This is a genomic window from Pseudomonas sp. IT-347P (assembly GCF_949768005.1).
In the GTDB taxonomy this organism is placed as follows: Bacteria; Pseudomonadota; Gammaproteobacteria; order Pseudomonadales; family Pseudomonadaceae; genus Aquipseudomonas.
Genome location: NZ_CATKPQ010000011.1, coordinates 84,603 through 110,857, shown reverse-complemented (window position 1 = coordinate 110,857; position 26,255 = coordinate 84,603). Strand labels below are relative to the sequence as shown.

Here is a 26,255-nt window from a genome sequence, read left to right as displayed (position 1 = left end):
CAAAAGCAAGACGCTTCCTACAGCGCTTACATTTCTTAAACATTTGTTGTGCCTGACTTTTATCGTCGACAGCAACGCCTGAACACAAAAAACGCAACTGACGATCGGCATGAGAAATCATTTGCGACTAAATATTACCTGCGTCATATTACCGGCGTAATAACGATCCGCTTACCCAGGTAATCCGCCATGACCAGCATGCCTCCCCTCGAACCTGTTGTGGTGAAGACCAAGCCGCCCTTGCTTAAACGTCTGTTGCTTCCCGGTGCGGGCTTGCTCGCGCTGATTTTTGCCGGCGTTTACGCCGCTCACTGGTGGGGCACCGGGCGCTTTCTCGAAGAAACCGACGATGCCTATATTGGTGGCGACGTCACGGTGATCGGGCCGAAGGTCGCCGGTTACATCGACGAAGTGCTGGTCAGCGACAACCAGCACGTCAAAGCCGGCGAGGTGCTGATCCGCCTCGACGCCCGCGACTATCGCGCCAATCTGGCCAAGGCCGAAGGCGCCGTTGCCGCCGAAGAAGCGCTGCTGGCCAACCTCGACGCCACCGAACAATTGCAACAGGCGGTGATCGGTCAGGCCCGCGCCGGCATCGACGCGGCCGGTGCAGAGACCGCACGCTCGCGGGATGACAACGCCCGCTACAAACGCTTGGTGACGACCAATGCCGTGTCCGTGGAAAGCGCACAACGCGCCGACGCCACCTTCAAAACCGCCCAGGCCCTCAGTGCCCGCGCCCAGGCCGAACTGCTCGCCGCGCAACGCCAACTGGCGGTGATCGACACGCAGAAACAACAGGCCCGCGCTGCCCTTCAACAAGCACGTGCCGAACGTGATCTGGCGCAACTGAATCTCGGCTACACCGAACTGCGCGCACCGGTCGATGGTGTGATCGGCAATCGCCGCGCACGGGTCGGCGCCTATGCCCAGGCGGGTTCGCAACAGTTGTCGGTGGTGCCGGCCAGCGGCTTGTGGGTCGATGCCAATTTCAAGGAAGACCAATTGGCGCGGATGAAACCCGGGCAACGCGTGAGCATCCGTGCCGACGTGCTCTCCGGTCAGGAATTCCACGGTCGCCTCGACAGCCTCGCCCCGGCGACCGGCTCGCTATTCAGCGTGCTGCCACCGGAAAACGCCACCGGCAACTTCACCAAAATCGTCCAGCGCGTACCGGTGCGCATCCTCCTCGACCCGGCTGACGGCGTGCTCGGGCACTTGCGGCCGGGCCTGTCGGTGACGGCAGAAGTCGACACCCGCGCACAACCTGAAACCAGTGCCGTGGCCGTCGCGCCATGAGCTCCGCCCTCGCCGCCCCGTCGCAACCTTTCAACGCGGCGGACATGGCGACCGCAACCAAGGTGTTCGCCTTCGCGACCATGTGCATCGGCATGTTCATCGCGCTGCTGGATATCCAGATCGTCTCGGCGTCGCTGCGCGATATCGGCGGCGGACTGTCTGCCGGCACCGATGAAACCGCGTGGGTGCAGACCAGTTACCTGATCGCCGAAATCATCGTGATTCCGCTGTCGGGCTGGCTGTCGCGGGTGTTTTCCACACGCTGGTTGTTCTGTGCTTCGGCGGTCGGTTTCACCCTCGCCAGCCTGCTCTGCGGCGTGGCCTGGAATATCCAGAGCATGATTGCCTTTCGGGCGCTGCAAGGTTTTTTGGGCGGCTCGATGATTCCGCTGGTGTTCACCACCGCATTCTTTTTCTTCACCGGCAAACAACGGGTGATTGCCGCCGCGACCATCGGCGCCGTGGCGTCATTGGCACCGACATTGGGACCGGTGATTGGTGGCTGGATCACTGATATTTCTTCGTGGCACTGGCTGTTTTATATCAACCTGGTGCCGGGGATTTTCGTCGCGGTGGCCGTGCCGATGCTGGTGAAAATCGACCAGCCGGAACTGTCGCTGCTCAAGGGGGCGGACTATTTGAGCATGGTGTTCCTCGCGCTGTTTCTCGGCTGCCTGGAATACACCCTCGAAGAAGGCCCGCGCTGGAACTGGTTCAGCGATCAGACCATTCTGACTACGGCGTGGATCAGCGGTCTTGCTGGATTGGCTTTCATTGGTCGCACCTTGTACGTAGCCAATCCGATCGTCGATCTGCGCGCCTTGAAGGATCGCAATTTCGCCCTCGGCTGCTTCTTTTCATTTGTCACCGGCATTGGTCTGTTCGCGACGATTTACCTGACGCCGCTGTTTCTCGGCCGGGTGCGCGGCTACAGCGCGCTGGACATTGGTCTGGCGGTTTTCTCCACCGGGGTGTTCCAGATCATGGCGATTCCGCTGTATGCCTTTCTCGCCAATCGCATGGACCTGCGCTGGATCATGATGATCGGTCTGGGCCTGTTTGCGGTGTCGATGTGGGAGTTCAGCCCGATCACCCACGACTGGGGTGCCGGCGAGCTGATGCTGCCGCAAGCGTTGCGCGGGATTGCCCAGCAACTGGCGGTGCCACCCGCGGTGACGTTGACCCTCGGCGGGTTGGCGCCCGCACGTTTGAAGCACGCGTCGGGCCTGTTCAACCTGATGCGTAATCTGGGCGGGGCGATTGGCATTGCCGCGTGCGCGACCATTCTCAATGACCGCACCAACCTGCATTTCACGCGGCTGGCCGAACACCTGAACAGCAGCAATGAAGCGATGAATCAATGGTTGTCGCAGGTTGGCGGCAACCTTGCAATGCTGGGTCAGAGCGGCGATGTCGGTGTCACCGCCAGCCTGCGCCAGTTGTGGCTGCTGACTTACCGCGAGGCGCAGACGCAAACCTACGGCGACACGTTTTTGATGATCGGGGTGTGCTTTGTTATCGCCACGGCGATGGTGCCCTTGATGCGCAAGGTGCAACCACCGGCGGCGCCGAGTGCGGATGGGCATTGATCACTATTTCGCAGGTATCCACTGCCCCCTGTGGGAGCGAGCTTGCTCGCGAATGCGGTACATCAGCCAAAAATTCAGCGACTGATTCGCCGCTTTCGCGAGCAAGCTCGCTCCCACAGGAGTTATGCGTTGGAGCTTAAGCTTGTGGGATTTTGCGAAAGCCCACAGCCAGACGGTTCCAGCTGTTGATGGTGTTGATTGCCACGGTCAGGTCGACCATTTCTTTGGGTGTGAATTGCGCCGCAACCACGTCGTAATCTTCATCCGGGGCGTGGGTCAGGCTCAGTTGGGTCAGCGATTCGGTCCACAGCAGCGCGGCGCGTTCGCGCTCGCTGAAGAACGGCGCTTCACGCCAGGCAGTCACCGCAAACAGGCGACGCGGTGTTTCGCCATCCTTGATCGCATCGGCGGTGTGCATGTCGATGCAGAAGGCGCAGCCGTTGATCTGCGAGGCACGCAGCTTGACCAGTTCGATCAGGCTCTTTTCCAGCGGCAGCCTGGAGACGGCGGTTTCCAGGGCCATCATCGCTTTCAGGGCGTCTGGGGAAGCGGTGTAGAAATCGATACGAGGTTGCATGATGGCTCCGGGTAGCAAGTGAATGTGGGGCTACGTTAGCCCTCCCACCCGGTTCGGCAAATAGCCAATATCGCCGAAGATCAGGAGGCCACTCGGTTCTGCCGTTGACCGCTCGTCAGTCACTCGGCACCAAGGGTTCTGCGCGTCAGACCAATAACAGGTACAGACCCTTTCAGGAGACGGACCATGATCACGCGCAAACTCACTTCGTTATTGCTCGCCGGGCTTCTGGCCAGCGCCTCGGCCGCCAGCTTCGCCGCCAACGACGGCGCTGACGCCACCGGCACCAAGTCCGGAGGCCCGACCAGCACAACCACGCCGCCAGACAACACGCCGGGCTCGCCTTCGGGCGGCAGCGGTTCTTCGGGTATGGGTTCCGGGACGGGCACCAATGGCGGCGCCAGCGGTTCCGGCTCCGGGGCGGGCGGCGGCACCGGATCGGCCGGCGGCGGGACTGGCGGTGCGGGCGGTGGCACAGGCGGCTGAACGAACAAGAGCCATCCGCGGTGAAGAACCTTGATTGTTTGGGTATTCACATAACCTTGGCTTGATGAAAATCCCTGTGGGAGCGAGCCTGCTCGCGAAGGCGGTAGATCAGCCAACATTTTCATCGCCTGACACTGCGCTTTCGCGAGCAAGCTCGCTCCCACAGGGGTTGTGTCGGCGTTTGGGTTAGCGATCGGAGCGCATCAGTTCGGCCAGGCCGCTGTCCAGTGACAACACCGCCGCGCGATTGCGTCCGGCATTTTTTGCCTGATACAACGCCGCATCGGCGCGCTGGATAAACACTTCCAGGCTGTCATTGCCGCTCGGAATAAACGAATAGCAGCCCAGACTCACCGTCAGATACCCGGTCGGCGAACCGCTGTGGATGATGTGCTTGTCGATCACGCTGCGCCGAATCTGCCCGGCGATTGCCAGCGCGCCGTTGATGTCGGTGTCCGGCAACAGCACCGCAAACTCCTCGCCACCGTAACGCACCGCCAGATCCGACTTGCGCTGGCAGCACGTGCGCAGCACCTGAGCCACTTGGGTCAGACAATGATCCCCCGCGACGTGGCCATAGGCATCGTTGTAGCGTTTGAAGAAATCGATATCGAGCATGATCAGGCTGACCGGGCTGACCTGCCGCGCGCCACGAGCGAATTCGATCTCCAGCGAGCGCTCGAACAAACGCCGATTGGCCAACCCGGTGAGGCTGTCGTGGGTCGCAATCTGCTCCAGTGCGCGCTGGGCCTTGCGCAGGTTTTTCTCGATCCGTTCGCCATCGCGCACTTGGTGAATGAACACCCAGCCAAACAGGCCGACCCCGAGAATCACCAGCGCGACAATGACACTCGACTGGAACGCACGCTCGTACCAGCCCTTGAGAATCGTGTCGCGCGACGTTGCCGCCGAGACCACCAACGGATACGCAGACAGCCGCCGATAGCCGTACAACCGCACCACGCCATCGACCACCGAATCGATCATCGCCGTGCCGGCCGCCGCCTCCGGCAACAACGCGCGATAAATCCGTCCTTGCGCCAGCGACGTGCCGATCAGGCTTTCATCAAACGGCCGGCGGGCAAGCAAGGTGCCGTCGCTCAAGCCGAGAAACATGATGCCCTGGTCATCGAGACTGAAGCTTTCAAAGAAGCGGTCGAAGTACGACATCTTGATCCCGGCCAGCAACACACCCTGGAAATTGCCGGCGTGATCATTGATGCGCTTGGATATCGGGATAATCCACTCACCGTTCTCACGGCTGCGAATCGCCGGGCCGATGTGCGCCAGCGTCGAGGCGTTCTGCTGGTGAAATTTGAAGTACTCGCGATCGGCCACGCCGTTGCCACGGGGCAGATCGGTGAATGAAGTAATCACCCACTGGCCCTGCGTGTCGAAGAGAAATATGCCGTGCAACTGGTCCAGCTGCTGGACACGCCGGGCGAAGATTTTCTGCAGGCGCGGCTTCTGCGCGGTGCCGTAGCCGTCATCCTGAATCCAGTCGACCAGACTGGTCATCACCAGATCGGCGGCCAGGAAGGTGTCCTCGGCTTGTTGAGCCATCGCTCGGGTCAGGTTGCTCGACGCGACTTTCGCCACCGCCAGATCCTGACGCCGCGACTGCTCCAGTTGCAGGTACAGCAGACCGGACAGGCACAACCCCACCGCAACGATAAACAGCACCGCCGCTTTGCGCAGCGGCAGGCGTTTAAGGGTGCCTCCGGGGGCCTGATGCGGATCGTGAATGGGGATAGGCAAAAGCAAGTCCTGGGCAGGTACGACAAGGGCGCCAGCGGCAAAACCCTTATGTTTGTGAGCGTAGCCCACCGGAATCTATGGGGCAAACGCCCCGCTCCCGACCAGGTATATCGGCGCGCAGCGAATTTGGATGATCGCTGTTCGCAGATTTATTTTCGATTGCCTCTTAGGGTTAGTCAGTTGTGAAGGGCCAGGCGCCGCATCGCACTGTGCAAATGCGCCCGTGCGCTCTGAGGATCGCCCTCGCGCATCTGCTCATAAGCGCGCTGCGCAATAGCGTGGGGCACCGGTTTCAGCTCGCGCTGCGTGGCCATCGCCAGCAGTTGCACCTGAGCAGCACGCTCCAGGTAATAGAGGTCGTCCCAGGCTTCGGCGATGGTTGGCGCGCCGACAATCACGCCGTGGTTTCTCAGGAACAGAATATCGGCGTCGCCCATGACACTGGCGATGCGATCGCCTTCGGAGGCGTCCAGCGCCAGACCGTTGTAATCTTCGTCCACCGCCGTGCGCCCGTAGAACTTCAGCGCGGTCTGCCCCAGCCACAACAGCGGCGGCCCTTGCAGCAGGCACAGCGCGGTGGCGTGAGGCATGTGGGTATGGAAAGCGACTTTCACTCGCGGCAGTTGTTTGTGCAGCCGCGCGTGGATGTAGAACGCCGTGGCTTCCGGCTGGCCTTCGCCCGCCACCACGTTGCCCGCGAAGTCGCAGACCAGCAGATTCTGCGCGGTCACTTCGGCGAAGGCATAGCCGTAGGGATTGACCAGAAACAGATCATCATGCCCCGGCACCATCGCCGAAAAGTGATTGCAGATGCCCTCCTCCAAACCGTGCAGCGCGGCCAGTTGCAAGCACGCCGCCAGTTCGTTGCGCGCGGTGATGATCGCCTCGGTATCGAGGTTCAGCGCTGTCGGGCGAGCAGTCCGCGCACTGGCGGTCAAGGTGTGAGCCATGACGATTCTCCGTTACCAACCGAGGGATTTGAACAGCGGTAGCACTTGATCAAGGGTGTTGAGGATCGCGTCGGGGCGATAGTCCGGCAACAATTGGCGACCGGTGCCGCGATCGATCCAGACACAACGAAAGCCCATGTCCCGCGCCGCCGTATGGTCGAGCATCGGGCTTGCGCAGATGTGCACCACCTCCGCGCGGCTGACGCCCAATTGTTCATGAGCGTAGTCGAACAGCCGCGGCGCCGGTTTGTAGGCACCGGCCTGCTGCGCGGTGATCACCCGATCGATATGGCCGCCAAGTTGCGCGACGTTACCGGCAATGATGTCGTCGTCGGTGTTGGAGACGATGCACAGTTTGAAACCCAAGGTTTTCAATTCATGCAGGGTTTCGATCACCTCGGGAAACGGCGGCATTTTCGGGATCGCGGCAGCCAGTCGCTGGCTGTCCTCGGGCAGGCTGGGCAGACCCAATTCTTCCAGGGCCATTTGCAGGCCGAGAGTACTGAGTTCACGGAACGAGCGGTGCGGCGGGGTTTGTTCGAGGCGGTGCTCATGACGATCATAGACTTCGATCAGGTGCCCGACGTCGATCTGATGCTCGCCCTTCTCGCTGAGAATCTGCGCGACGACGGATTTGAGGCCTTCGTCCCATTGAATCAACGTGCCGTAGCAATCGAAGGTCAGCCATTGCGGGCGTGGGGTGTGGGTCAGTGTCATTGGTCGAATCCTCCGTCATGAGGACTTCAGCTTATGAGCGCCCGGTGATAGTGTGAAATTAAATAAATAGCCAATCGTCAGTTGAAAATCCACTATCGAGAGCGTCGCCATGCTGGACCTGGAATTGCTGAAAACCTTTGTCTGCGTGGTCGATGAAGGCAGCTTCACCCGCGCCGCCGAGCGCGTGCACCGTACCCAGTCGACGGTCAGTCAGCAGGTGCGCAAACTCGAAGAGCTGGTCGGCCACGCCCTACTGCTGCGCGACCGCACCGGCCTTAATGTCGCCGTCACCGAACACGGCGAATTGTTGATCCACTACGCACGGCGTTTACTGGCGCTGTCCGCCGAAGCCACCGAAGCCCTGGCCAGCGACCTCGACCTGGAAATCCTGCGCATCGGCATGCCGGAAGACTTCGACGCGCGGCGCATGGCGCTGATTCTCGCCGGCTTCACCCGCAGCCATCCGCAGGCGCGGCTGGAGACTATCAGCGGCATGAGCCTCGATCTGCGCCAGCGTCTGGATGCCGGCGACATCGACATCGCCCTGATCAAACGCGAACCCGACAGCGGCCCGGCATGGGCAACCTGGCCGGAGCGGCTGGTGTGGGTCAAAGGCGCGCAGTTCGATTCGTCCACTGGCGTGCTCCCGCTGGCGCTGTTTCCGCAGGGCTGCCTGTATCGGCAGCGCGCCATTCGTTTGCTCGATGTTGCCCAGCGTCCTTGGCGGGTGGCGTTCGGCAGCCACAGCCTGACCGGGATTCAAGCGGCGGTGGCTTCTGGGCTGGGGGTTTCGGTGCTGCCAGTCTCGGCGGTATTGCCCGAGCATCAGGTGTGTACGGATTTGCCGGAACTGGCGCCGACGGAGTTGGCGTTGGTCAGCCGTGAGGGTGTGTTGAGCGGGTTGCAGCGTGGGTTGGTGGAGTTTTTGCGTGGGGAGTTGGGGGTGGATGCGGGGGGATTTGTCTGAAATCCCCCGCTTCTGCTACCGGGGTTTATTGATTTCCCGCAGCAGATCCGCGACGGGTATGTTCATGGTGTTGGAGTAGTAGGGTTTGTAGCCGTAGGCGGTGACGACGACTTTGCAGGGGATTTGTTGTTTGTTGGCGAGGAGGTGGTTCAGTTCTGCCACTGACAAGTCTCGCCGCGAACCGCCACCGTTTGAAAGTTCACTCATGAAAGTACGGGTCAAGTAGGAGAACCCCACTTTTCTGCTGACGTCTTTTTCGGATTTTATTACACCAAATGCAGTAAACCGCATGAATTTCTTAATAGAAAAATCTTGCTCATCCGACAAACCGCACTCAAACATGCCTGAAGCCATCCCCACCCTTTCTCCTCGATCAAAAAGATTAAGGACATCGATATCCGACTGATACCGAATGACATACAGAAGCGAACTATCATCCCTCTCAACAGAACGGAAGACCAAGTTCGCAGGTGGTTTTATATGATCTTTAGCACACCCGGAACAAATACATAGAAATACGCAAAGTAAGAACTTATTCACCCGGAAATTCCTTCATGATGGATTCAAACAAGAAGTCGCTCGCCGATTTCCTGCCTGCTATGGGCGCATTGAATAGCCCGAATGCGTTGGCATGGTTCGTATCGACACTGACATTCACCGAGGGACCGCATGAAACAAGCCATTTCTCGCCAAAGTCAGCCACTCCATCTGACGGGTCTCTCTGGGTGGGTGCAGCCTTGATATTTATCCAGTCATTGGTGATTGGCTCAGGTCGTTCGCGATAAATATCCGACCCCAGCCAAACCAAAGCCCCCTCTCCTACCGGATCAAGAGTGATCAGCATCTGAACTCGGTAGCCCCATTCCGACATGATTTTTGTCAGATGAGCGCCATTCCATCCACCGAGGCTATGTCCGACGATATAAACAGGACAACTCTTGTAAGGAATAAGGCTCAAGACATGACGCTGAATATCCTGTTTTCCTCTGACCTCGTTGTAGCCCAACCAATCTGACTTGTATCTACCCTGTTCTTGCAACTTACGGGTGCGATCATCAAATGTCACCCATGCCTCTCGGATATTTTTATACGGTCCGGAAAAGTAATAACTCTCTTTGTCGCCAGCCCCACCAACAAATAGAACAATCGCCTTGGTACTCTCCACCGGCACAGGCTTGTCACTGACATCCTTCTTGTCCGTCAGCGCATGTTCCTTGTGCAGCCTGTAATTGTTGCCCTTCGCGCACGTTACCGTTTCAGCAGTCATGCCTTACTCCTCCAAAAACAACTTGATGGTTTCGGGCAGATGCGAGCTGACTTGGTGAGTAAATCCGTTCGCGTCAGACACCCCATGCTCCAGACGTCCGTCAGCGCGCTGAATAACGTAAGGATGATCAGGCATGGGCTCACCGGTCACGTCATTGACCAGTTTCAACCGGTCAGTGAAATGCACCGGCATCGGCAGCAAACCACTGAAGGGAGCCGACGTCACCGTGTCTCCGATGATGACTGTGCCGGAGCCGCCGATGACGACGTTGCCGTGCCCGCCGGTGCTGTCCAGCGTCGCGGCGTTCAAGCCATTGATGAACACCGTCGAAGCCACAGCGCCGGTAATCGGGCTACCGCAGGCGGATTTGTCAGTCATCCGCGCAGCCGCCAAGCCGTCGAAATTCACATTCGGGGAGCCACTGACAATGGGATTGGTGCCATGTCCCGGCAATGGGCAGGCGGTTGGATCGGTGACGCGGGCGGCGGGTTTTCCGCTCATGAACAGCTCCTTGCAATGTTGCAGGTCATCCTTTTAGGGGGCGCAAGCATGCGCGAATTTTCCAGGCGCTTCAAACCTTCAGGCGAAAAAAAGGCGCCCGATCGGGCGCCTTTTCAATACATGGAAACCGCTCACCTCAGCGCGATGGCGGCACCCGAATATCCCCCGCCCGGCACTGGGTTTTCACACCCTTGCCGCACGCGCCGAACTGCAAATCCTTGCTCATGCACACGCGCACTTCCGACAGTTCCGGACCGCTGCAAATGACCGCGATGCCATCGGCCGGGATCCCCGGATTGGCCTTGCGGAACAGGTCGGCGATTTCCTGGGCTTCGAAGTAATACGAGGAACTGAACGGTTGCAGCTCCTGCGGGATTTTCACCGCGCCAACGGCTTTATCCGCTTCATCCAGATACCCCATCGCGCCGAGGCCGCTGCAGGTGCCGTGTTTGGACCATTCGTGGTCGAGCAGTTTTTTGGTCGGGAACAGCGTCAGGCCTTTGCTGGTTTGCGCCGCGTTCAGCGTGGTCAGCGGCGGGCAGGATTCCGGCCAGCCGCCCTTGGTGTATTGCGGCCACAAACCGTGCAGCACGAAGCCATAGCCCTTACCCGTGCACTGCGCGTCATCTTTGTGGGTCAGACAGAACGTCGGCGACCAGGACAACGCCAGCAAGTAGTAATCGAATACCCCCGCCACCGATTCCGCCTGGGCCTTGCTCGACTGCGATTGCCGCGCCGAACTCAAACCGATGCTACCGGCCGTCAGCGCGATCACTGCCAAAATTGTAAACAGCTTTTTCATCTACCCGCTCCTTGGGACGCCTGCGTCCGTGGTTTTCGATCCTGACCCGACTTGGCCAGCGTTGATTTCGACACGCTTGTGTTGCAGGCGCATGACGCAAGGCAACGCCGTACGCCGTTGAAAGGTCTACGATTAACAGGCAGACATCAAACCAAGGGATCCGAAATGAGTAAAGCAGACGAACTCGCCGCCAAACTCAAGCAAACCCGGCACACCCACGCGGATGCCGCGCTGGAGATCGATTGCTGGCCGGCGCAGGTGTACGACTTGTACCACCGCATCGAAGCGTGGCTGCAACCCGTTACCGAAGTTGGTCTGAAGATTCGGCGCAATCCCACGCACATCTGCGAAAGCTCCCCGGATGGCGAAACCCATGATTACGCCATCGACCAACTGGTGATCGAGGCCAATGATCGAAGCCTGACATTTGATCCCATTGCGCGGTTTACTGAGGATGGCGCCGGGAGGGTGCAGATCACCCTGCCGGACCGCAACACCTACCTGCTGCGCACTGTCGATGAACACCACGAAAGCCACTGGTGGTTGCAGACGGTTGAAACCGGACAGGAACTGGATGCCATCGCCCTGACGGAAAACAATTTACTGTCGGAGGTGCAGGAAGGCTTGGGTTTGTAATCCTCGTCTGCCAGTAGGGGTCGGCCTCGAGAACGTGGTTAACTTCTCGATCCGATCCCTTTGAAGTCCGACAGACATGACAAAAACCACAATCTTGCTCGGTACACTCTTCGCCCTGACCTTGAGCGCTCAGGCCGCGGAACAAGCCTCACACCTCGACAGCATCCAGCAACAAGGCCAGGTGCGAGTGTGCACCACCGGCGACTACAAGCCCTACACCTTCAAACGCCCCGACGGCGAATTCGAAGGCATCGACATCGCCATGGCCTGCTCGCTGGCCGACAGCCTCGGGGTCAAAGTCGAATGGGTGCAGACCACCTGGAAAACCCTGATGCCGGACATGCAGGCCGGCAAGTGCGACATCGGCATGGGCGGCATCTCCGTCACCCTCGAACGACAGAAAAAAGCCTACTTCAGCAACACCCTCGACACCGACGGCAAGATCCCGCTGGTGCGCTGCGCCGATGTCAGCAAATTCCAGACCGTTGAACAGATCAACCAGCCCCACGTGCGCCTGGTCGAACCCGCCGGCGGCACCAACGAAGCCTTCGTCCACGCCTTCCTGCCCAAGGCGCAACTGGCCCTGCACGATAACGTGACGATCTTCCAGCAACTGCTCGACAACAAGGCCGACGTGATGATCACCGACGCCTCGGAAGCGCTGTATCAGCAAAAACTCAAACCGGGCTTGTGTGCGGTGAATCCGCATCAGTACATGCAGTACGGCGAGAAGGCTTACCTGCTACCGCGCGATGACATCAGCTGGAAACTGTACGTTGATCAGTGGCTGCACCTGAGCAAAGTGACCGGCAAGTATCAGCAAACCCTGAGCGAATGGATTGCCGTCCCTGCCACGCAGTAATCCTCAATCGTCATGCAACATGCCGGAGCTGTACTGATTGAGACTGCTGCCGATACTGTTGCCACCAAACTTCAACGTATTGGCGTTGCGCCCCTCCGGCGACTGACAGTCGCTGGAGAAACAACTGGTGGTGGTCAAGCCGCCGGCGCCCGAGCAGGCACTCAACACCGATACCGCAGCAGCAATCAACAGCACTTTGACGACAGTAAGGCGCATGGCACGATTCCCCTCGGGATGAACAGCGACAATCTTGTGCCAACATCCTAGGCCTGCGCCGCACGCGGCAAGATGAAACTTTGCTGATCGACAGCGCCGGTTCAGAATCGCTTAACCGCCGACAAGGACATCCCCATGCAATTCCTCCCTCTCACCGACGCCAGCCCCGCCATCCAGGCCCATGTCCGCACCCTGCGCAATCAGCCGGACGTGCGCAAGTTCATGTACACGTCGCACGAAATCAGCGAACAGGAACATGCCAACTGGCTGGGCTCTTTGCAGGGCAACCCACGCCAGCAAGTGTTTGTGGTGATCAAGGATGAGCAGGCGGTGGGCGTAGTTTCTTTGAATGCAATCAATGTTTTGCACAAGAGCGCGGATTGGGCGTTTTATCTGGACGTGGGGTTGCAGGGTAAGGGTTTGGGCAGTGTGGTCGAGTTCTGGATGCTCGATTACGCGTTTGGTGTGGCGGGGCTGGAGAAGCTGAACTGCGAAGTGCTGGCGATGAACGCGGCGGTGGTGAAGATGCATCAGAAGTTCGGGTTTGAGATTGAGGGTGTGCGGCGGCAGAACGTGGTGAAGGATGGTGTGCGGATCGATGTTGTCCTGCTCGGTATCACTAAAGAAGAATGGACGGACAAGCGCCCTGCCCTGGCGCCGGTAATCGAACGGCTCAACGCCGTTTGAAATCGGGAGGCCTGCATTTGGAACGTGAACTGAGTCCTGCCGATCGCTACAAAATTCGAGCAGCGCTGTCCGATATCTTCGTCGATACCGGCATCGATTTTCCCTACATCGCCAGCCAAATTGAAGGCTACGACCCGGAGCAGGTCAAAGAGATTCTTTATTCGGAAGTTGCCGTTGTCTGCGCCGGGAACCTGGAATGCGTACTCCCGCCAATCTGGACAGGTTTCGAACCCGACTCGTTAAACCGGGACATCGAACAGATGCTGCTCGCAAACAAGAACAGCTGGATCCGGCGACAACTGCATAAGCTGCACACCGCCCGGTTGCGGTATAGCTATCGAGAGGCTTGGGAAGAGCTTGCCGCTCACTGCAAAGGCTGGAGTTGATACAGCCCGCCGTGACAATGGCGCATCAACGATAGACAACGCGTTGAAACTGAAAAGATGATTGCCCTTCTGCCCGTTCAGTCCTTTCCCGGTCTAGGGATCGCAATCCGGCTACCAGTCTTGACCTCGCGCAACGCCAGGCTGGACTGGATCGACGCAATCCCCACCTGACGCCTGAGCACCTGCTCGATAAAGTCGCTGTAGCTATCAAGATCCTCCGCCAACACCTGCAACACATAATCAGCATCACCGGTGATCTTGTGGCAGGCCACCACCTGCGGCAATTGTGCAATCACCGCCTCGAAAGCGTCCGGCGCGTGGTCGGCGTGGGTGGAAAAACGAATGTGCACGAACGCCATGATATCCAGCCCGAGCATTCGCCGATCGAGGTTGGCCTGATAGCCCTTGATCACCCCGGCCTCTTCCATGCGCTTGCGCCGCCGCCAGCACGGCGTAAGGCTCAGCGACAGCCGCTCGCTGAGTTCAGCGTTGGAAATACTGGCGTCTTCCTGCAACAACTCAAGAATCGCCAGGTCGGTCTCGTCGAGGCTGATGCGTTTGGATATTTTTTTCTGCATAACGCCATTCCTGAGTAAAAACGCCCGAATAATCGACTTAATCACGAACACAAAGCAAAGAAAGCGCAGCCAAGCCGGAACAGAATATTTGCACTGGCTAACAATAACGGATGCGCAGAATGTTTACAGTTTTCAGTGATTCCCACCGTTTGCACCACGGCACCGAATTGAAAGACGGCGTGCTCAAACCGTCGTTCGAACAACCAAGTCGCGCCGACACCGTGCACAACCGCGTCAAGCAAGTCGGCCTCGGGCAGATCGTCGAACCGCGCGCGTTTGATCGCTCGTGCTACGTCAACGCGCACAGCGAGCGCTATGTCAGTTTTCTCGAAACTGCCTGGGCCGAATGGAGCGCAACCGGTCGCACCCACGACGCCTTGCCATTGGTCTGGCCGGTGCGCGATCTGGCCAACGAGGACGTGCCGACGTTCATCGACGGCAAGCTCGGCTTCTATGCCATGGATGCCGGCTCGCCGATTACCGCGACGACCTGGCAAGCGGTGAAAACCAGCGCCGACATCGCCCTCACCGGCCTGGCCCTGCTCGATGAAGGCCACGACAGTGCCTTCGCCCTATGCCGCCCGCCCGGCCACCACGCCGCGCGCGAATACATGGGCGGTTATTGCTACCTCAACAACGCCGCCATCGCCGCGCAACAAGCCATCACTCAGGGCGCCAAACGCGTCGCGGTGCTCGACGTCGACTTCCATCACGGCAACGGCACGCAGAATATTTTTTACCAGCGCAGCGACGTCATGTTCGTCTCGTTGCACGGCGAACCGGCGGTGTCCTATCCGTACTTCTCGGGCTACAGCCACGAAGTCGGCGCGGGTGTCGGCGAGGGTTACAACCTCAACTATCCCCTGCCGAAAAACACCACCTGGGAGAGCTATCGCAACGCCCTGCTCCACGCCTGCAAAAAACTCCAGCAGTTCGCGCCTGAAGTGCTGGTGATTTCCCTCGGTGTCGACACGTTCAAGGACGACCCCATCAGCCACTTCCTGCTGGAAAGCGATGACTTCATCGGCATCGGTGAACTGATCGCCAGCGTCGGCTGCCCGACCCTGTTCGTCATGGAGGGCGGCTACATGGTCGATGAAATCGGCATCAACGCCGTCAACGTGCTGCACGGTTTCGAGAGCAAACGCAGCTGAGCCGCCCGCCGCTCTACAACCTTTCAATGACTGGATCGGAGAACAAGAACATGACGCTTTTTATTGATGTCGATGATGCTGCACGCCTGTTCACCCAAGTCGGTATCCGCCGCGCCATCCGCGAAATGGCCGGCTACATCGAAGCGGACTACGCACGCTGGGCGCAGTTTGATAAATCGCCGCGCACGGCCAATCACTCGGCGGACGGCGTGATCGAGTTGATGCCCACCGACGACGGCCAGCAGTACTCGTTCAAATACGTGAATGGCCACCCGAACAACGGCCAGCAGAACTTGCTCACGGTCATGGCTTTCGGTCTGCTGGCCGATGTGCAGAGTGGCTACCCCACCCTACTCAGCGAACTGACACTGACCACCGCCGTGCGCACCGCCGCAACCTCGGCGCTGGTGGCGAAATCGCTGGCTCGTCCGGATTCGATCTCGATGGCCCTCATTGGCAACGGTGCGCAAAGTGAATTTCAGGCGCTGGCCTTTCATGAAATGTTGGGCATCAGCGAAATCCGTATCTTCGATATTGATCGCGACGCTTCGCTCAAGTTGAAGCACAACCTCGCGGCGTTCCCGGGGATTAATGTGATTCTGGCCAGCTCGGTGAAGGACGCGGTCAGGGGCGCGGACATCGTCACCACGGTCACCGCCGACAAAGCCTACGCAACCATTCTGACGCCCGAGATGATCGAGCCCGGCATGCACATCAACGCGGTCGGCGGTGACTGCCCGGGTAAAACCGAACTGCACGCCGACATCCTGCGTAACGCCCGGATCATCGTCGAATTCGAGCCGCAGACGCGCATTGAGGGCGACATTCAGCAACTGGCAGCCGATTCCCCGGTGATCGAGTTTTTCCGGGTTGTGCTGGGCGAAGTCGCCGGGCGCGAAAACGACACGCAGGTGACGGTCTTCGATTCGGTGGGTTTTGCGCTTGAGGACTTTTCCTCACTGCGCTACCTGAAGGACCTGGCGCAGGCCCAGCAAATCGGTCAGCGCATCCACCTGGTGCCGACGCCGGCCAACATCAAAAACCTCTTCCAACTGCTCGATCCGCAACCGGCCAAAGCCTCGCGTCTGCGCACCGTCAGTTGATCGCAATCGCCGCCCCCACCACAGGGGGCGATTCACCTTGTGATTAGCCGCTGCACCTCTAACAAGAACGCTCGACATCTACTTTCTGCCAAAACTCAAAAACATAAAATCAAGAGGTTTTGCAATGAAATCGACCCCTTCCGGGCTGGCTGAACAGCCCGCGCTGCAGCGCACGCTCAGCAATCGTCACATCCAGTTAATGGCCATGGGCGGTGCCATCGGGACCGGACTGTTCATGGGCTCCGGGAAGATCATCGCGCTCTCCGGAACGTCGATCATCCTCATCTACATGATCATCGGCCTGTTCGTGTTTTTCGTCATGCGCGCCATGGGCGAAATGCTCCTGTCCAACCTCAACTTCAAAACCTTCGCCGACTTCGCCGGTGCCTACCTCGGCCCGCGCGCGGCGTTCTTCCTCGGCTGGTCGTACTGGCTGAGCTGGAGCGTCGCGGTGATCGGCGACGCCGTCGTGGTCGGTGGATTCTTCCAGTACTGGTTCCCCGACGTACCGGCGTGGATACCCGCCGTCGGCATGCTGGCGACCCTGTTCGCCCTCAACGTGCTGACCGTCAGGCTGTTCGGTGAAGTGGAATTCTGGTTCGCGATCATCAAGATCATTGCCGTCGTGACCCTGATCGGCGTCAGCACCGTGCTGATTGCCAGCTCCTTCGTCTCGCCCAGTGGCGTCACCGCGTCCCTGAGTCACCTGGTGGACAAACAGGCAGCGTTCCCCAACGGCTTGTTCGGCTTCTTCGCCGGATTTCAAATGGCGATCTTCTCCTTCGCCGGCACCGAACTGATCGGCACCGCCGCCGCCGAAACCCGCTCGCCGGAGAAAACCCTGCCCAAAGCGATCAACTCGATTCCGCTGCGGATCATCCTGTTCTACGTCCTGGCATTGACCTGCATTATTGCCGTGACCTCGTGGCAACAGGTTTCCCCGGTCAAGAGCCCTTTTGTCGAACTGTTCCTCGTCGCCGGATTTCCCGCAGCGGCCGGCATCGTCAACTTCGTGGTCCTGACCTCGGCGGCCTCCTCGGCCAACAGCGGCGTATTCTCATCGAGCCGCATGCTGTTCGGGCTGGCCAATCAGAACAACGCCCCCGGCCTATTCCGCCGACTGTCGAGCAACAGCGTGCCGCTGCTGAGCCTGGCGTTTACCACGCTATTGATGCTGGTCGGCGTGCTGGTGCTGTTCATCGTGCCGGAAGTCATGACCGCGTTCACCATCGTCTCCACCGTGTCGGCGATTCTGGTGATCTTCACCTGGTCGACCATCCTTGCGTCTTACATTGCCTACCGGAAAAAACGCCCGGATCTGCATGCGAAGTCGGCTTACAAGATGCCGGGCGGCGTGCCGATGGCTTGGTTTTCGTTGGCGTTTTTGGGGTTTGTGTTGGGTTTGCTGGCGTTGAGGCCTGATACGCGGATTGCGCTGATGGTGATGCCGGGGTGGTTTGTCTGGTTGGGGATTGCTTACCAGTTGACGCGGTTGAGGAAGCCGAGGTCTGCGGTTGAGTCGGCTAGGCAGTTTGGCTAGATCTGCAAGCGAAAGCCGTCACCTGGAAGTGACGGCTTTTTGTTATCAGCGAAAGAGCATTTCACCTGCCCACGGCGGGACAGGCTTTACGCCTTCACCTCAACGTTATCCAACGCCTGATTCACCGCCAACTCCCCCAACATCACCACCTGCGCAATGCCCAACGCGGTTTTGCGGTGCGAGGGGTCGAGTGCTGCGGCGAAGTTGTTGAGCATTTCAGAGGCGGAACTCAGCGTTTCACTGGCATTGGCCAATAGGGATTCCGAGTCGTACTTTGGATTGGCGAGGTACATGCGCTCGGGCTCGTTGACGCTGGACATGATGTGGCCGGCGGGCAGGAGGTAGTGATCGAGCGCGCGTTCGGCGGCTTCGTGGAGTTTTTTGGAGTTGAGGGATTCGTAGGGGGATGCAGGATCGGTTTCTGGTGGATTTGGTGTTGGTTTGAACATGGTGTAACTCCTGACGGATGAACGAAAAGGAGCCATCACTCTCGCTACCAAACGAAGGGTGGAGGCCATACGCAGGTTGGTAGACCGGTCGTCAGGAACCCCGGCGCGTCCGAAGACGCCCCGCGCATGACCACCATAAAACGAAGACGAAAAACGCCCTCGCAAGACAGTAGTCTTGTGCTTCTGACGGAGACGGGCTACCAAACCCGATCACTGGTTTTCAGTGACGTAGGGACGATAGAACCTGCGGGCTAGAGGCACAAGCCGGGGGATTCTGTCTTAGCTGTAGGGGGAGGCGCAAGGGCGTGTAGGCTGAGGACTTCAGGAACAGGCTTCATTTAAACAGACACGTTTTTTCTGTTTGGAAAGGCTTTACGGGAAGGTTGATCGATCCAAATACTGTCAACAGCACAGAGAGCACTGCGTTCCTTTTTCACGGGCTGTCCGTCGCCCCGATGATGGATCGAACTGACTCTTCTTTTACCTCCCGCAAATAAAGGCCCAAACGCCTCGCCTCCAACCCGCGTACCATTTGCGTACCAGCTCTGTTCTTCTCCCTTCTTTTCCCATCCCCTCTGCCAACTGCATTAGCAAATTTTTAAGCAGCGGTTCTCGGCTCCAATCCTGGCACTGTCTATCGTCGGCTCAGGCGTGTTTCGTGAGAGTTAAACCGCGCGCATGAGAGGCCAGCGAATCGCCCCGTCTGTGCCTTACTCCGTTTTCAGGTTGACCCCTGGTAAAAAGGTAATTTTGATAATTTTATTTTCATAGTCATAAAAACCCAATAAAATCAGCATGTTAGATGGATCTAGCAAAGGTAATAATAGGGTAATAGGAAGGTTAGAAAATTACCCTTAGTCGTAGTAATTTCACCCACCTACGAAACCCTTTAAAATCAGTCACTTGGTGAAATATTACCTCCGGCCTTACCAAATATTACCTTCAAAGGTAATACCTCAAAGCCACGGTCTATAAGGACTGCAGCCATTTTTCCGCACCGTCTTACCAAAATTACCTTTTCCCCAGCCTCGAACTGAAATTGGCTAGCACAGATGCCCTGCTATGCTTCCTGGTTTCCGAATGGAGTCGAATACATGGCCAGCGAATATTCCCTCACCGTCGTCCTTGAAAAAATGTGCGAAAACCAGCTGGGGCTTGAAGCAGCGTTAATGGAATTGGTGCTGCTAGTCGAGCAGCAGGGATATGAGGCCGTGGGGGAGAATGCGGGGTTTATCCGTCAAGGATTGGCACGATTGAGAAACTAGGAAAAGGACTAGCTTTTGACCCGCCGTTCCAATCTGCTATCGGTCAATGTAAAGTTCTGTGAAAATATAGCTCCTATACATTAAAAACCATCAACGCTGCACAAGCAAACTAACTTAGCATATGTAAACCGTTGAACATTCAGCCTTGAAGCATACGCGGGAACTCAAATTTGACTACTAAATATCCAAACGCAAAATCAATCAACATTACAATCCCCGGAACTGATAAAGTTTGCGCCATCAATGCCGATGGCCGTAGCGTGATAATCACAGGCATAAATGGTTCCGGAAAGACCCAATTACTCAAAAAACTTCATAGCATTTGCGAGCAAATGCTAAACAGTGATGACTCGGTAGATAATTTACAAGCACAAATTACTCACTTACAAAGTTTTCTCAATATAAACTCCCCTCTTAACCCCGGCTATGAAGGCCATTTAGCCGCACTAAAAAACGCAAAAGAAAGGCTCGAGAATCTAACGACCCCACCAATTACAATTTCCGAAAACAGGAGATATGCGGAAGATTATAAACAGGGTAAAGCGGTGCTGATTTTTTTCGAAGCAACCCGCCAAGCCAATTTCAATGAGGCTACATCTGCTACAAGCAAAGAAAAAATAATACAAAAATCTGCACATACCGCTGACACTTCAAGCTACTTTGAGGACTATCTTGTAAGCCAGATAACTATGCAAGCTTACGCAGAGTCTCCTAAAATTGGAAATAATCCCGCAGCTGCACAGTCTATTGAAAAATGGTTTGAAAAACTTGAAAATGACTTTAAAAGTCTTTTTGAGGATCCTACGCTTCGCATACGGTTTGACTCAAACAAGCAGTGTTTTTTTATTCATCAAGATTACAAAACCCCTTATCGACTTCAGAATTTATCATCCGGTTTCTCATCCCTCTTAGCTATATACGCCAACTTAATTATGAAAGTTGAGTTACGTGAAATACTTCCATCCGAAATGTATGGCCTGATTTTCATAGACGAGATAGATGCTCACCTTCACGTGTCACTGCAGCGTAAAGTGCTTTCATTTTTGATAGATGCCTTTCCTAACATTCAATTTATCACTACAACGCACTCTCCATTCGTTGTATCGTCTGTAAGCAATGCTGTAATTTATGACATTTCAACACTTGAGCAAACTGACGACCTTTCAATGTTCTCTTACGAATCTATTTTAAAGGGCCTATTTGACACCCCTCCAATATCTCAAATCGTAACAGATAAAGTTGAACGACTTTTTGACATTTTGAATTCTGCCTCCCCAGACCTAGTTGAGCTTCAGGACATCCTCAAGCTGGTTAGCGCACACGAATCTGAATTAGATCCTGAATCGGCAATGCATATTAAGCGCGCGCGGATCATGTTAAACAAGTACATAAAAGGTGACGCTGATGTTTAATGCTATACGCACCTATCCCGCTCCAGAGTCGCTAGCTGAAGCAAGAGCATATGATGGGGAGGATGTTTATGTCGAGCTCAGAAAGATATTTTTCGACAAGTGTTACTTATGTGAAACCAATGACCCGCACGATATAAACGTGGAGCATTTTGTTGCACACGAAGGTGATGTTCAAATCAAGTACGATTGGGGAAACCTCTATTTCGCATGCAGCAGATGTAACAACATCAAAAGTAATGTATTTAATGAAATCATAGATTGCTGCGACCCCGCACACGACGCTTTTCGATCAATTAAACTTTTACCACCTCTATCGCCACGTGGAAAAACCGTAATAGTAACACCCACAAATGAAGATCCTCGAACTATAAAAACATCTGAGCTTCTCAAAAAAATATTCAACAGCGACCATACAATAAATAAAAGAATTTCAAGTGAGTTCTTAAGAAGCAAGATTTTTAAGCAATATAATCTACTACTTGATCAAATTGACTCTTACTTTGATCCAGTTGCCACTACTGATCAAAAAGCCAATTCTATAGCCCGCATGAGGGTGCTGATGCAGAAAAGCATGCCATACTCAGCCTTTATTCGTTGGTGCATCTTAGAAGACAATGTTCTCGGTCCAATTTTGGCAGGTGATATGGATTGATCACTTTTGTTATCAACGACTTTTCCAGTTAATTTAAGTGAATAATGTGCTTGGATAGCCGCTAGGCAGCGGCCGTTCCAGGCTGATATTCAGATTCGTTAAATATGACAATTGAACTGATTTTCATTAACTCCTAGGTGTACGTATTCAGCAGCTTTGTCAAATTCCGCTCCGTTTTGCTCTGTCTAGCGAATCATCCTATATTATTGATCAGCAGTGAAATGCACGAACCACTATAGAAGCCATGTAAAATAGGCGTTTGAGTGAATTTAGCGACCTTGTAGAGATACAGAGCGAGCTCCTCTGAAGAGCTCTCACATGAGCAAAAAGTCGACAAAACACCCATTTTAATATGACGCCACCTTGTAAACTGGGCGTTGTTGAGATCGTCTAGCAACCTGGTTTGCCCAAGGCGCTGTGCAATTCCTCCTCATTTTTTTGCAAAACCTTTCACTCCTTGAAATGCCACCCGAACTTAGATATCCCGCACTACGCTTGGGCGAGGCCCTTATTTGCAACGCCACCGCTTTTGCACAAAAAGCAGCTACGAGGCCCGCCGGCGGGAGGGGAATAAATGCTTTTTCGGCAGATTTTTTCTTACCGGGAACGTTATGCACGGCTAGCATGCACCCAAAATAATCAGGTAAGGATTAGCTGATGGAAGCAATCACGATATGGGGTTACAACGTCAAGTTCAGCGATGCGATAGCATTCCTGGCGCTTATCGTAGCCGGAATTGCGGTGTGGGTTTCGTGGCTGGCATACCGCGTGAACAGGAATTCCCTTGGCTTGTACGAAGGTGGGGATTATTTAGGGACGGTTTTATACGTCACAAACAATAGCCCTCACGCCGTGACTGTTTCGAATCTCGGCTATGTTGGTCCCGACGGACGTCCATTTAGTCTGCTGGGAGAGCAAGGGTTAAGAGTCCGTATTGAACCTAGGGACGAGGCAAGCATTAGGCTTGACGATGACATGGCCGCTACCGTGAGACGTGGTAAAGGTACCTACTCACGTCATTGTCTATTCGTGGCACTCGCCACTGGTCATAAGTTCTACAACGTCAATTTGTCGCGAAGGCTATGGTGGAAGGTTCGGGGGTTTTTCGACGGTAGCCGCAGACAGCGAAATCGAAAATCCCAGCTGTGACTTCCTTCCTTTGATTGAGCATTCGTGTCACCCGTGGCGCGCTTGTTGAATTGCTGACCAGCGGAACGGTGCTAATCTGGCGTGATCAACTGACTCCCTATGAGATTAGGTGCAAATGCCAGATTACCTTTATAGATTCCGTTCGGTAGAAAAGCTGCTTGGTAAAGATGAACTTGAAGGAGAGCTTGCAGGTACCTATATATATTTTGCGTCACCAGATCAGCTAAATGACCCATTCGAAGGCTATCGTGAATTGTTCTTTTCGGGCGATTCTATTGTGTGGCGCCAGCTTTTCAAGCGTTATATTGCTTGCCTAATATATAGAAACTATCAATATCTATCCGGATTTGAGCTTAATCAAAAAGACTTTCCAGATGTGTACGATCTCAGCATGCTGCCACCTGAGGTAAGCGAGCCTGGAAAAGAGACAATCTCCAATTTTCTTTCGAACAGCAATATCCAGCGACACATCGAGTTTCTGGCGCGAGGAGAGCGAAAGGTTACAAAAGAAGAACTGACCGTGCACCTAAACAGCATTCAGGTGTATGCAATGAAATTAGTCGCCGGACTTTACATTCAAATAGGCGTGAAGCCCGTAAACACCAAATTGAAGGAAATGAATGAAGCTCGTAGTCTTGAGTCGTCATCTGCATTGCTTTCAGTATGTGGAGAAGGTGAGGAAGGAGAGATTAGTGCAGCCGACGCTATAAGGTATACCGTAGCCTTGTACATGGCGGAAACTGAACTTTTCATATCGAACTACAATTCCTATAAGGAGGAGTCAAAAAACATTAAATGGCGCAGGCTTGTTCATAGTTTTATCGCGCAATTTGTAGAGAGCTTGAAGAAATTAAGTCATAGGGAGTGGTACACCGCGTGCTTTATGGAAAGTTGCAGCAACTCATCCATATGGGGAACCTACGGTGATAACCACAAAGGCGTGTGTTTAAAATTCAAGACTGACAAGGCTGGGGGCAAAGCGCAGTTATCTTTCCATATGGCTGTCGCATTATCATCCAGTGGGTCATTGTGGGATCATGCAAAGCTTACGTTTGAGAAAGTAAATTACGTGACCGAAATAAGTGATCTTGATTTTTTTAGATCTATCGGAATTTATCCAAAAAACACGCTGTTAAAAAACTGGTACTTGAACGATGCCGGTGATCGGAGTGCATGCTATTCAGCTCTTGATAATCAGGAGGAGTGGATAGAGAACTACTGGAAAAGCCGACAACTGAGCATTACTAGTAAAATGCGGGACTGGGAAAATGAAAGTGAATATCGTTTAATCTTGCAAAACGGAATGCCAGATTACGAAGAATTCAAAAATCGGTACTTAAAATATGATTTTGAATCGCTTGAAGGCATAATTTTCGGAATTCGCACGCCGGAAGTTGAGAAATATAAGATCATTCAAGTTGTCGAAGCGCTTTGTGATAAATACAAAAGATCCGAATTCAATATATATCAAGCCCATCATAACCCTTCAACAAAAGAGATTAGTTATCGCTCTCTTGTAAAGGTTAGCTGCGACAACCCCACTTAGGGACTAACTTAAAGAGTGATTTTTTTAACTGACATCGAGGCCGCTTTAGATTGCGCGGCGCATTGCTCGAAATTCGTCGCATTAGCAGGCACTGGTGTAGGCCCGTGCGTATGAATGGCGATTTCTAAGTTCATTTGTTGCAGTAGGTCGAGAACATCCCCGACAACTTTGAACAAATTGACTTCTCCGGAGCCAATCCAGTTTTTCAGTGCCTGAAATCGCTGGCTGATTCCTGCAACGCTGCGGCGTAAGCCTTCTATCCGCTTCTGCATATCGCCACCCACCGTGGCGTTGTGCTTCTGACCCATAACCAGATTCAGATCCCGGCCGGTGGCTTGATGCAGGTCATCCACCGCCGCCAGGCTCGCGGATCCGCCCGACATCAGTTTGAGCGCGCCCAGCGCCTCGATCTTTTTCACCCCCCCCCCCCAGAGTCTCGGTCGAGTGGTCATCAATCGTCTGCGTGTGGCTCTGGAACTGCTCGCGGTTGTCCAGGGCTTCGACTTCTCGCTCGATCGCCTGATCACGGATCTTGCCATCGGTCTGGCTTAGCCAGTTGCCGTCGGCATCGACGCGCTGCTGGGCGGCAGCGCTGTGTTGCCACACCTGATCACCTTTCGGCACCTTCGGCATGCTCAGGCCGTGCGGCAAAATCGATTGGATGTAGGGCTTGTTCGGCAGGCCGTAGGCGAAGCGCACCACTACCCGCGTGCCCTCCTCCGGAAAGGCGTAGATGCCCATTTCCTCGCCACCGGTGGGTAGCGGTAAAGGAACGCCAGTGAGCGCCGGCATGGCCGGATCTGGCTCGTCATCCGGGCCGAGTACGATAATGTCCACGGCGTAGCGCGGGCGGAAGTCGTCGCACAGTCCGCCGGCGCGTCGGCTACGGCGGTAACCTGGGCAAATCGCGGCAGGTGATAGCCACCGGTGAGTTCGGGGAATTGGCGCTCTACAGCGCGGCGGATTGCGTCGTCCATCGGATGGCCATCTGGTCATTGGTGAGTGCAACAGTGGTAATGCGCTCGCCGTTGTTGATCGTTGCACCTGGTCGCAACCCGGGGAGGGCGGCGACCATGGCGCTCTGGTTGCCCTGGTAGCCGTCGAACAGCTCCGTGGGAATCTGCAGCGGCGCACGTGCGCCGAAAAAGCTGTCGGCCCAACTGCCGGCGAACACTTCGCCGTTGCCCAGCTGGTGCCAGGTGAAGTCGGGAATGCTGAACACCCGGGCCAAACTGTCCATCGCCTGGTAACCGGCGGCGAGGCTGTAGAAATACGACGCCTTCACGCTGGCGTAAGGCCGGTCGGGAACACGAAAGCGCAGCCCGGTCTGTTCGCTGATCTCGGCCAGCACCGCACGCAGATCCACATGACGCAGGTTCAACGGCAACGGGTTGGCCAGAACGGCGGCCAGCTCACGGCAGAACAGCACCTGTTCGACCGCGTTGGCGGTCGTGCGGCGCTCGATGTAGCCGATATCCAGTGTCACCAGACCTTTCAACAGCAACGCGGATTGAACAGTGAAATTCGCCCAACCGGGACTGGTGGCGTCCAGCCGAACGTCTTCCTTGATCATCCGGATCAATCGTCATTGATGCCGAATGGTGCGACTTCACGCCTGCTCACTCCCACCAAACCATGTATCCATCACCCGAGCATTTTTTCAAAATCAGATAACGCCGGACTGTCGCCGGTTGGGTCACAATCGTC

At 55.7% G+C, this 26,255-nt stretch carries 28 protein-coding genes and 1 pseudogene; 16 read left to right on the top strand and 13 right to left on the bottom strand.

Annotation, left to right across the window (positions count from 1 at the left end; genetic code table 11):
• The first annotated feature begins 189 nt into the window (after window positions 1-189).
• Both ACM6IV_RS04635 and ACM6IV_RS04630 read left to right on the top strand, forming a co-directional pair.
• On the top strand, window positions 190-1,299 hold the full coding sequence (locus ACM6IV_RS04635; protein ID WP_414868917.1) for an HlyD family secretion protein: 1,110 nt from the start codon (window positions 190-192) through the stop codon (window positions 1,297-1,299).
• Window positions 1,296-2,888 carry a DHA2 family efflux MFS transporter permease subunit gene (locus ACM6IV_RS04630; protein WP_414868916.1) on the top strand — a complete coding sequence of 531 codons (1,593 nt, stop codon included), beginning with the start codon at window positions 1,296-1,298 and terminating at the stop codon, window positions 2,886-2,888. The genes ACM6IV_RS04635 and ACM6IV_RS04630 overlap by 4 nt, the downstream gene beginning before the upstream one ends.
• A 136-nt stretch (window positions 2,889-3,024) precedes the next feature.
• On the opposite strand, the gene ACM6IV_RS04625 is transcribed toward ACM6IV_RS04630, so the two are convergent.
• Window positions 3,025-3,465, bottom strand: a complete 441-nt coding sequence (locus ACM6IV_RS04625) for a carboxymuconolactone decarboxylase family protein (RefSeq protein ID WP_414868915.1) — start codon at window positions 3,463-3,465, stop codon at window positions 3,025-3,027.
• Between the two features lie 186 nt (window positions 3,466-3,651).
• Here ACM6IV_RS04625 and ACM6IV_RS04620 point away from each other — a divergent pair, with 186 nt between their 5' ends.
• A complete protein-coding gene (locus tag ACM6IV_RS04620; protein ID WP_414868914.1) occupies window positions 3,652-3,951 on the top strand; it encodes a hypothetical protein in 300 nt (99 codons plus the stop codon).
• Between the two features lie 186 nt (window positions 3,952-4,137).
• On the opposite strand, the gene ACM6IV_RS04615 is transcribed toward ACM6IV_RS04620, so the two are convergent.
• The 3 genes from ACM6IV_RS04615 to ACM6IV_RS04605 form a co-directional block, all read right to left on the bottom strand.
• Window positions 4,138-5,709 (bottom strand): diguanylate cyclase, encoded by a 1,572-nt coding sequence (locus tag ACM6IV_RS04615; RefSeq protein ID WP_414868913.1) that lies wholly within the window; start codon window positions 5,707-5,709, stop codon window positions 4,138-4,140.
• Between the two features lie 176 nt (window positions 5,710-5,885).
• On the bottom strand, window positions 5,886-6,659 hold the full coding sequence (locus ACM6IV_RS04610; protein ID WP_414868912.1) for an aldolase: 774 nt from the start codon (window positions 6,657-6,659) through the stop codon (window positions 5,886-5,888).
• 12 nt (window positions 6,660-6,671) lie between these two features.
• A complete protein-coding gene (locus ACM6IV_RS04605) occupies window positions 6,672-7,376 on the bottom strand; it encodes a haloacid dehalogenase type II (RefSeq protein ID WP_414868911.1) in 705 nt (234 codons plus the stop codon).
• Between the two features lie 109 nt (window positions 7,377-7,485).
• Between ACM6IV_RS04605 and ACM6IV_RS04600 the strand changes: the two genes are divergently transcribed.
• Window positions 7,486-8,343: a LysR substrate-binding domain-containing protein gene (locus ACM6IV_RS04600; protein WP_414868910.1), complete on the top strand. Its 858-nt coding sequence runs from the start codon at window positions 7,486-7,488 to the stop codon at window positions 8,341-8,343.
• A gap of 15 nt (window positions 8,344-8,358) precedes the next feature.
• On the opposite strand, the gene ACM6IV_RS04595 is transcribed toward ACM6IV_RS04600, so the two are convergent.
• From ACM6IV_RS04595 to ACM6IV_RS04580, 4 genes are all read right to left on the bottom strand, one after another.
• A complete protein-coding gene (locus tag ACM6IV_RS04595) occupies window positions 8,359-8,883 on the bottom strand; it encodes a hypothetical protein (protein WP_414868909.1) in 525 nt (174 codons plus the stop codon).
• Complete coding sequence (locus ACM6IV_RS04590) at window positions 8,876-9,610, bottom strand: alpha/beta hydrolase (protein ID WP_414868908.1); 735 nt, start codon at window positions 9,608-9,610, stop codon at window positions 8,876-8,878. Before ACM6IV_RS04590 ends, ACM6IV_RS04595 begins: the two co-directional genes overlap by 8 nt.
• A gap of 3 nt (window positions 9,611-9,613) precedes the next feature.
• A complete protein-coding gene (locus tag ACM6IV_RS04585) occupies window positions 9,614-10,111 on the bottom strand; it encodes a PAAR domain-containing protein (RefSeq protein ID WP_150811783.1) in 498 nt (165 codons plus the stop codon).
• Window positions 10,112-10,247: 136 nt separating this feature from the next.
• Window positions 10,248-10,913, bottom strand: a complete 666-nt coding sequence (locus tag ACM6IV_RS04580; RefSeq protein ID WP_414868907.1) for a ribonuclease T2 — start codon at window positions 10,911-10,913, stop codon at window positions 10,248-10,250.
• Between the two features lie 165 nt (window positions 10,914-11,078).
• Here ACM6IV_RS04580 and ACM6IV_RS04575 point away from each other — a divergent pair, with 165 nt between their 5' ends.
• On the top strand, window positions 11,079-11,549 hold the full coding sequence (locus tag ACM6IV_RS04575) for a hypothetical protein (protein WP_414868906.1): 471 nt from the start codon (window positions 11,079-11,081) through the stop codon (window positions 11,547-11,549).
• A gap of 76 nt (window positions 11,550-11,625) precedes the next feature.
• Entirely contained in the window at window positions 11,626-12,411 is a 786-nt protein-coding gene (locus ACM6IV_RS04570; RefSeq protein ID WP_414868905.1) for a transporter substrate-binding domain-containing protein, read from the top strand.
• A gap of 3 nt (window positions 12,412-12,414) precedes the next feature.
• On the opposite strand, the gene ACM6IV_RS04565 is transcribed toward ACM6IV_RS04570, so the two are convergent.
• Entirely contained in the window at window positions 12,415-12,627 is a 213-nt protein-coding gene (locus tag ACM6IV_RS04565) for a hypothetical protein (protein WP_123451098.1), read from the bottom strand.
• 135 nt (window positions 12,628-12,762) lie between these two features.
• Between ACM6IV_RS04565 and pseH the strand changes: the two genes are divergently transcribed.
• Window positions 12,763-13,314 carry a UDP-4-amino-4,6-dideoxy-N-acetyl-beta-L-altrosamine N-acetyltransferase gene (pseH, locus tag ACM6IV_RS04560; protein WP_414868904.1) on the top strand — a complete coding sequence of 184 codons (552 nt, stop codon included), beginning with the start codon at window positions 12,763-12,765 and terminating at the stop codon, window positions 13,312-13,314.
• 17 nt (window positions 13,315-13,331) lie between these two features.
• Complete coding sequence (locus ACM6IV_RS04555; protein WP_414868903.1) at window positions 13,332-13,700, top strand: hypothetical protein; 369 nt, start codon at window positions 13,332-13,334, stop codon at window positions 13,698-13,700.
• Between the two features lie 77 nt (window positions 13,701-13,777).
• Here ACM6IV_RS04555 and ACM6IV_RS04550 read toward each other — a convergent pair whose 3' ends face one another.
• Window positions 13,778-14,278, bottom strand: coding sequence for an Lrp/AsnC family transcriptional regulator (locus tag ACM6IV_RS04550; protein ID WP_414868902.1), 501 nt, complete (start codon window positions 14,276-14,278; stop codon window positions 13,778-13,780).
• 119 nt (window positions 14,279-14,397) lie between these two features.
• Here ACM6IV_RS04550 and ACM6IV_RS04545 point away from each other — a divergent pair, with 119 nt between their 5' ends.
• From ACM6IV_RS04545 to ACM6IV_RS04535, 3 genes are all read left to right on the top strand, one after another.
• Entirely contained in the window at window positions 14,398-15,432 is a 1,035-nt protein-coding gene (locus ACM6IV_RS04545) for a histone deacetylase family protein (protein ID WP_414868901.1), read from the top strand.
• A gap of 50 nt (window positions 15,433-15,482) precedes the next feature.
• Entirely contained in the window at window positions 15,483-16,535 is a 1,053-nt protein-coding gene (locus ACM6IV_RS04540) for an ornithine cyclodeaminase (protein ID WP_414868900.1), read from the top strand.
• Window positions 16,536-16,659: 124 nt separating this feature from the next.
• Window positions 16,660-18,075 (top strand): amino acid permease, encoded by a 1,416-nt coding sequence (locus ACM6IV_RS04535; protein WP_414868899.1) that lies wholly within the window; start codon window positions 16,660-16,662, stop codon window positions 18,073-18,075.
• A gap of 86 nt (window positions 18,076-18,161) precedes the next feature.
• Here the strand turns inward: ACM6IV_RS04535 and ACM6IV_RS04530 are convergent, their stop codons facing one another.
• Entirely contained in the window at window positions 18,162-18,524 is a 363-nt protein-coding gene (locus ACM6IV_RS04530) for a DUF6124 family protein (protein WP_099756761.1), read from the bottom strand.
• Window positions 18,525-19,618: 1,094 nt separating this feature from the next.
• Here ACM6IV_RS04530 and ACM6IV_RS04525 point away from each other — a divergent pair.
• The 5 genes from ACM6IV_RS04525 (at window position 19,619) to ACM6IV_RS04505 (ending at window position 24,548) form a co-directional block, all read left to right on the top strand.
• Complete coding sequence (locus ACM6IV_RS04525) at window positions 19,619-19,789, top strand: hypothetical protein (RefSeq protein ID WP_414868898.1); 171 nt, start codon at window positions 19,619-19,621, stop codon at window positions 19,787-19,789.
• Between the two features lie 170 nt (window positions 19,790-19,959).
• Window positions 19,960-21,201 carry an AAA family ATPase gene (locus ACM6IV_RS04520; RefSeq protein WP_414868897.1) on the top strand — a complete coding sequence of 414 codons (1,242 nt, stop codon included), beginning with the start codon at window positions 19,960-19,962 and terminating at the stop codon, window positions 21,199-21,201.
• On the top strand, window positions 21,194-21,853 hold the full coding sequence (locus ACM6IV_RS04515) for a hypothetical protein (protein WP_414868896.1): 660 nt from the start codon (window positions 21,194-21,196) through the stop codon (window positions 21,851-21,853). The genes ACM6IV_RS04520 and ACM6IV_RS04515 overlap by 8 nt, the downstream gene beginning before the upstream one ends.
• Window positions 21,854-22,510: 657 nt before the next feature.
• Window positions 22,511-23,002 (top strand): hypothetical protein, encoded by a 492-nt coding sequence (locus ACM6IV_RS04510; RefSeq protein WP_414868895.1) that lies wholly within the window; start codon window positions 22,511-22,513, stop codon window positions 23,000-23,002.
• Window positions 23,003-23,117: 115 nt separating this feature from the next.
• A complete protein-coding gene (locus ACM6IV_RS04505; RefSeq protein WP_414868894.1) occupies window positions 23,118-24,548 on the top strand; it encodes a DUF2971 domain-containing protein in 1,431 nt (476 codons plus the stop codon).
• 8 nt (window positions 24,549-24,556) lie between these two features.
• On the opposite strand, the pseudogene ACM6IV_RS04500 reads toward ACM6IV_RS04505, so the two are convergent.
• Together ACM6IV_RS04500 and ACM6IV_RS04495 are read right to left on the bottom strand one after the other, a co-directional pair.
• A pseudogene (locus ACM6IV_RS04500) lies at window positions 24,557-25,525 on the bottom strand (hypothetical protein).
• Window positions 25,498-26,121, bottom strand: coding sequence for a hypothetical protein (locus ACM6IV_RS04495; RefSeq protein WP_414868893.1), 624 nt, complete (start codon window positions 26,119-26,121; stop codon window positions 25,498-25,500). The pseudogene ACM6IV_RS04500 and the gene ACM6IV_RS04495 overlap by 28 nt, the downstream one beginning before the upstream one ends.
• Window positions 26,122-26,255: the final 134 nt, after the last annotated feature.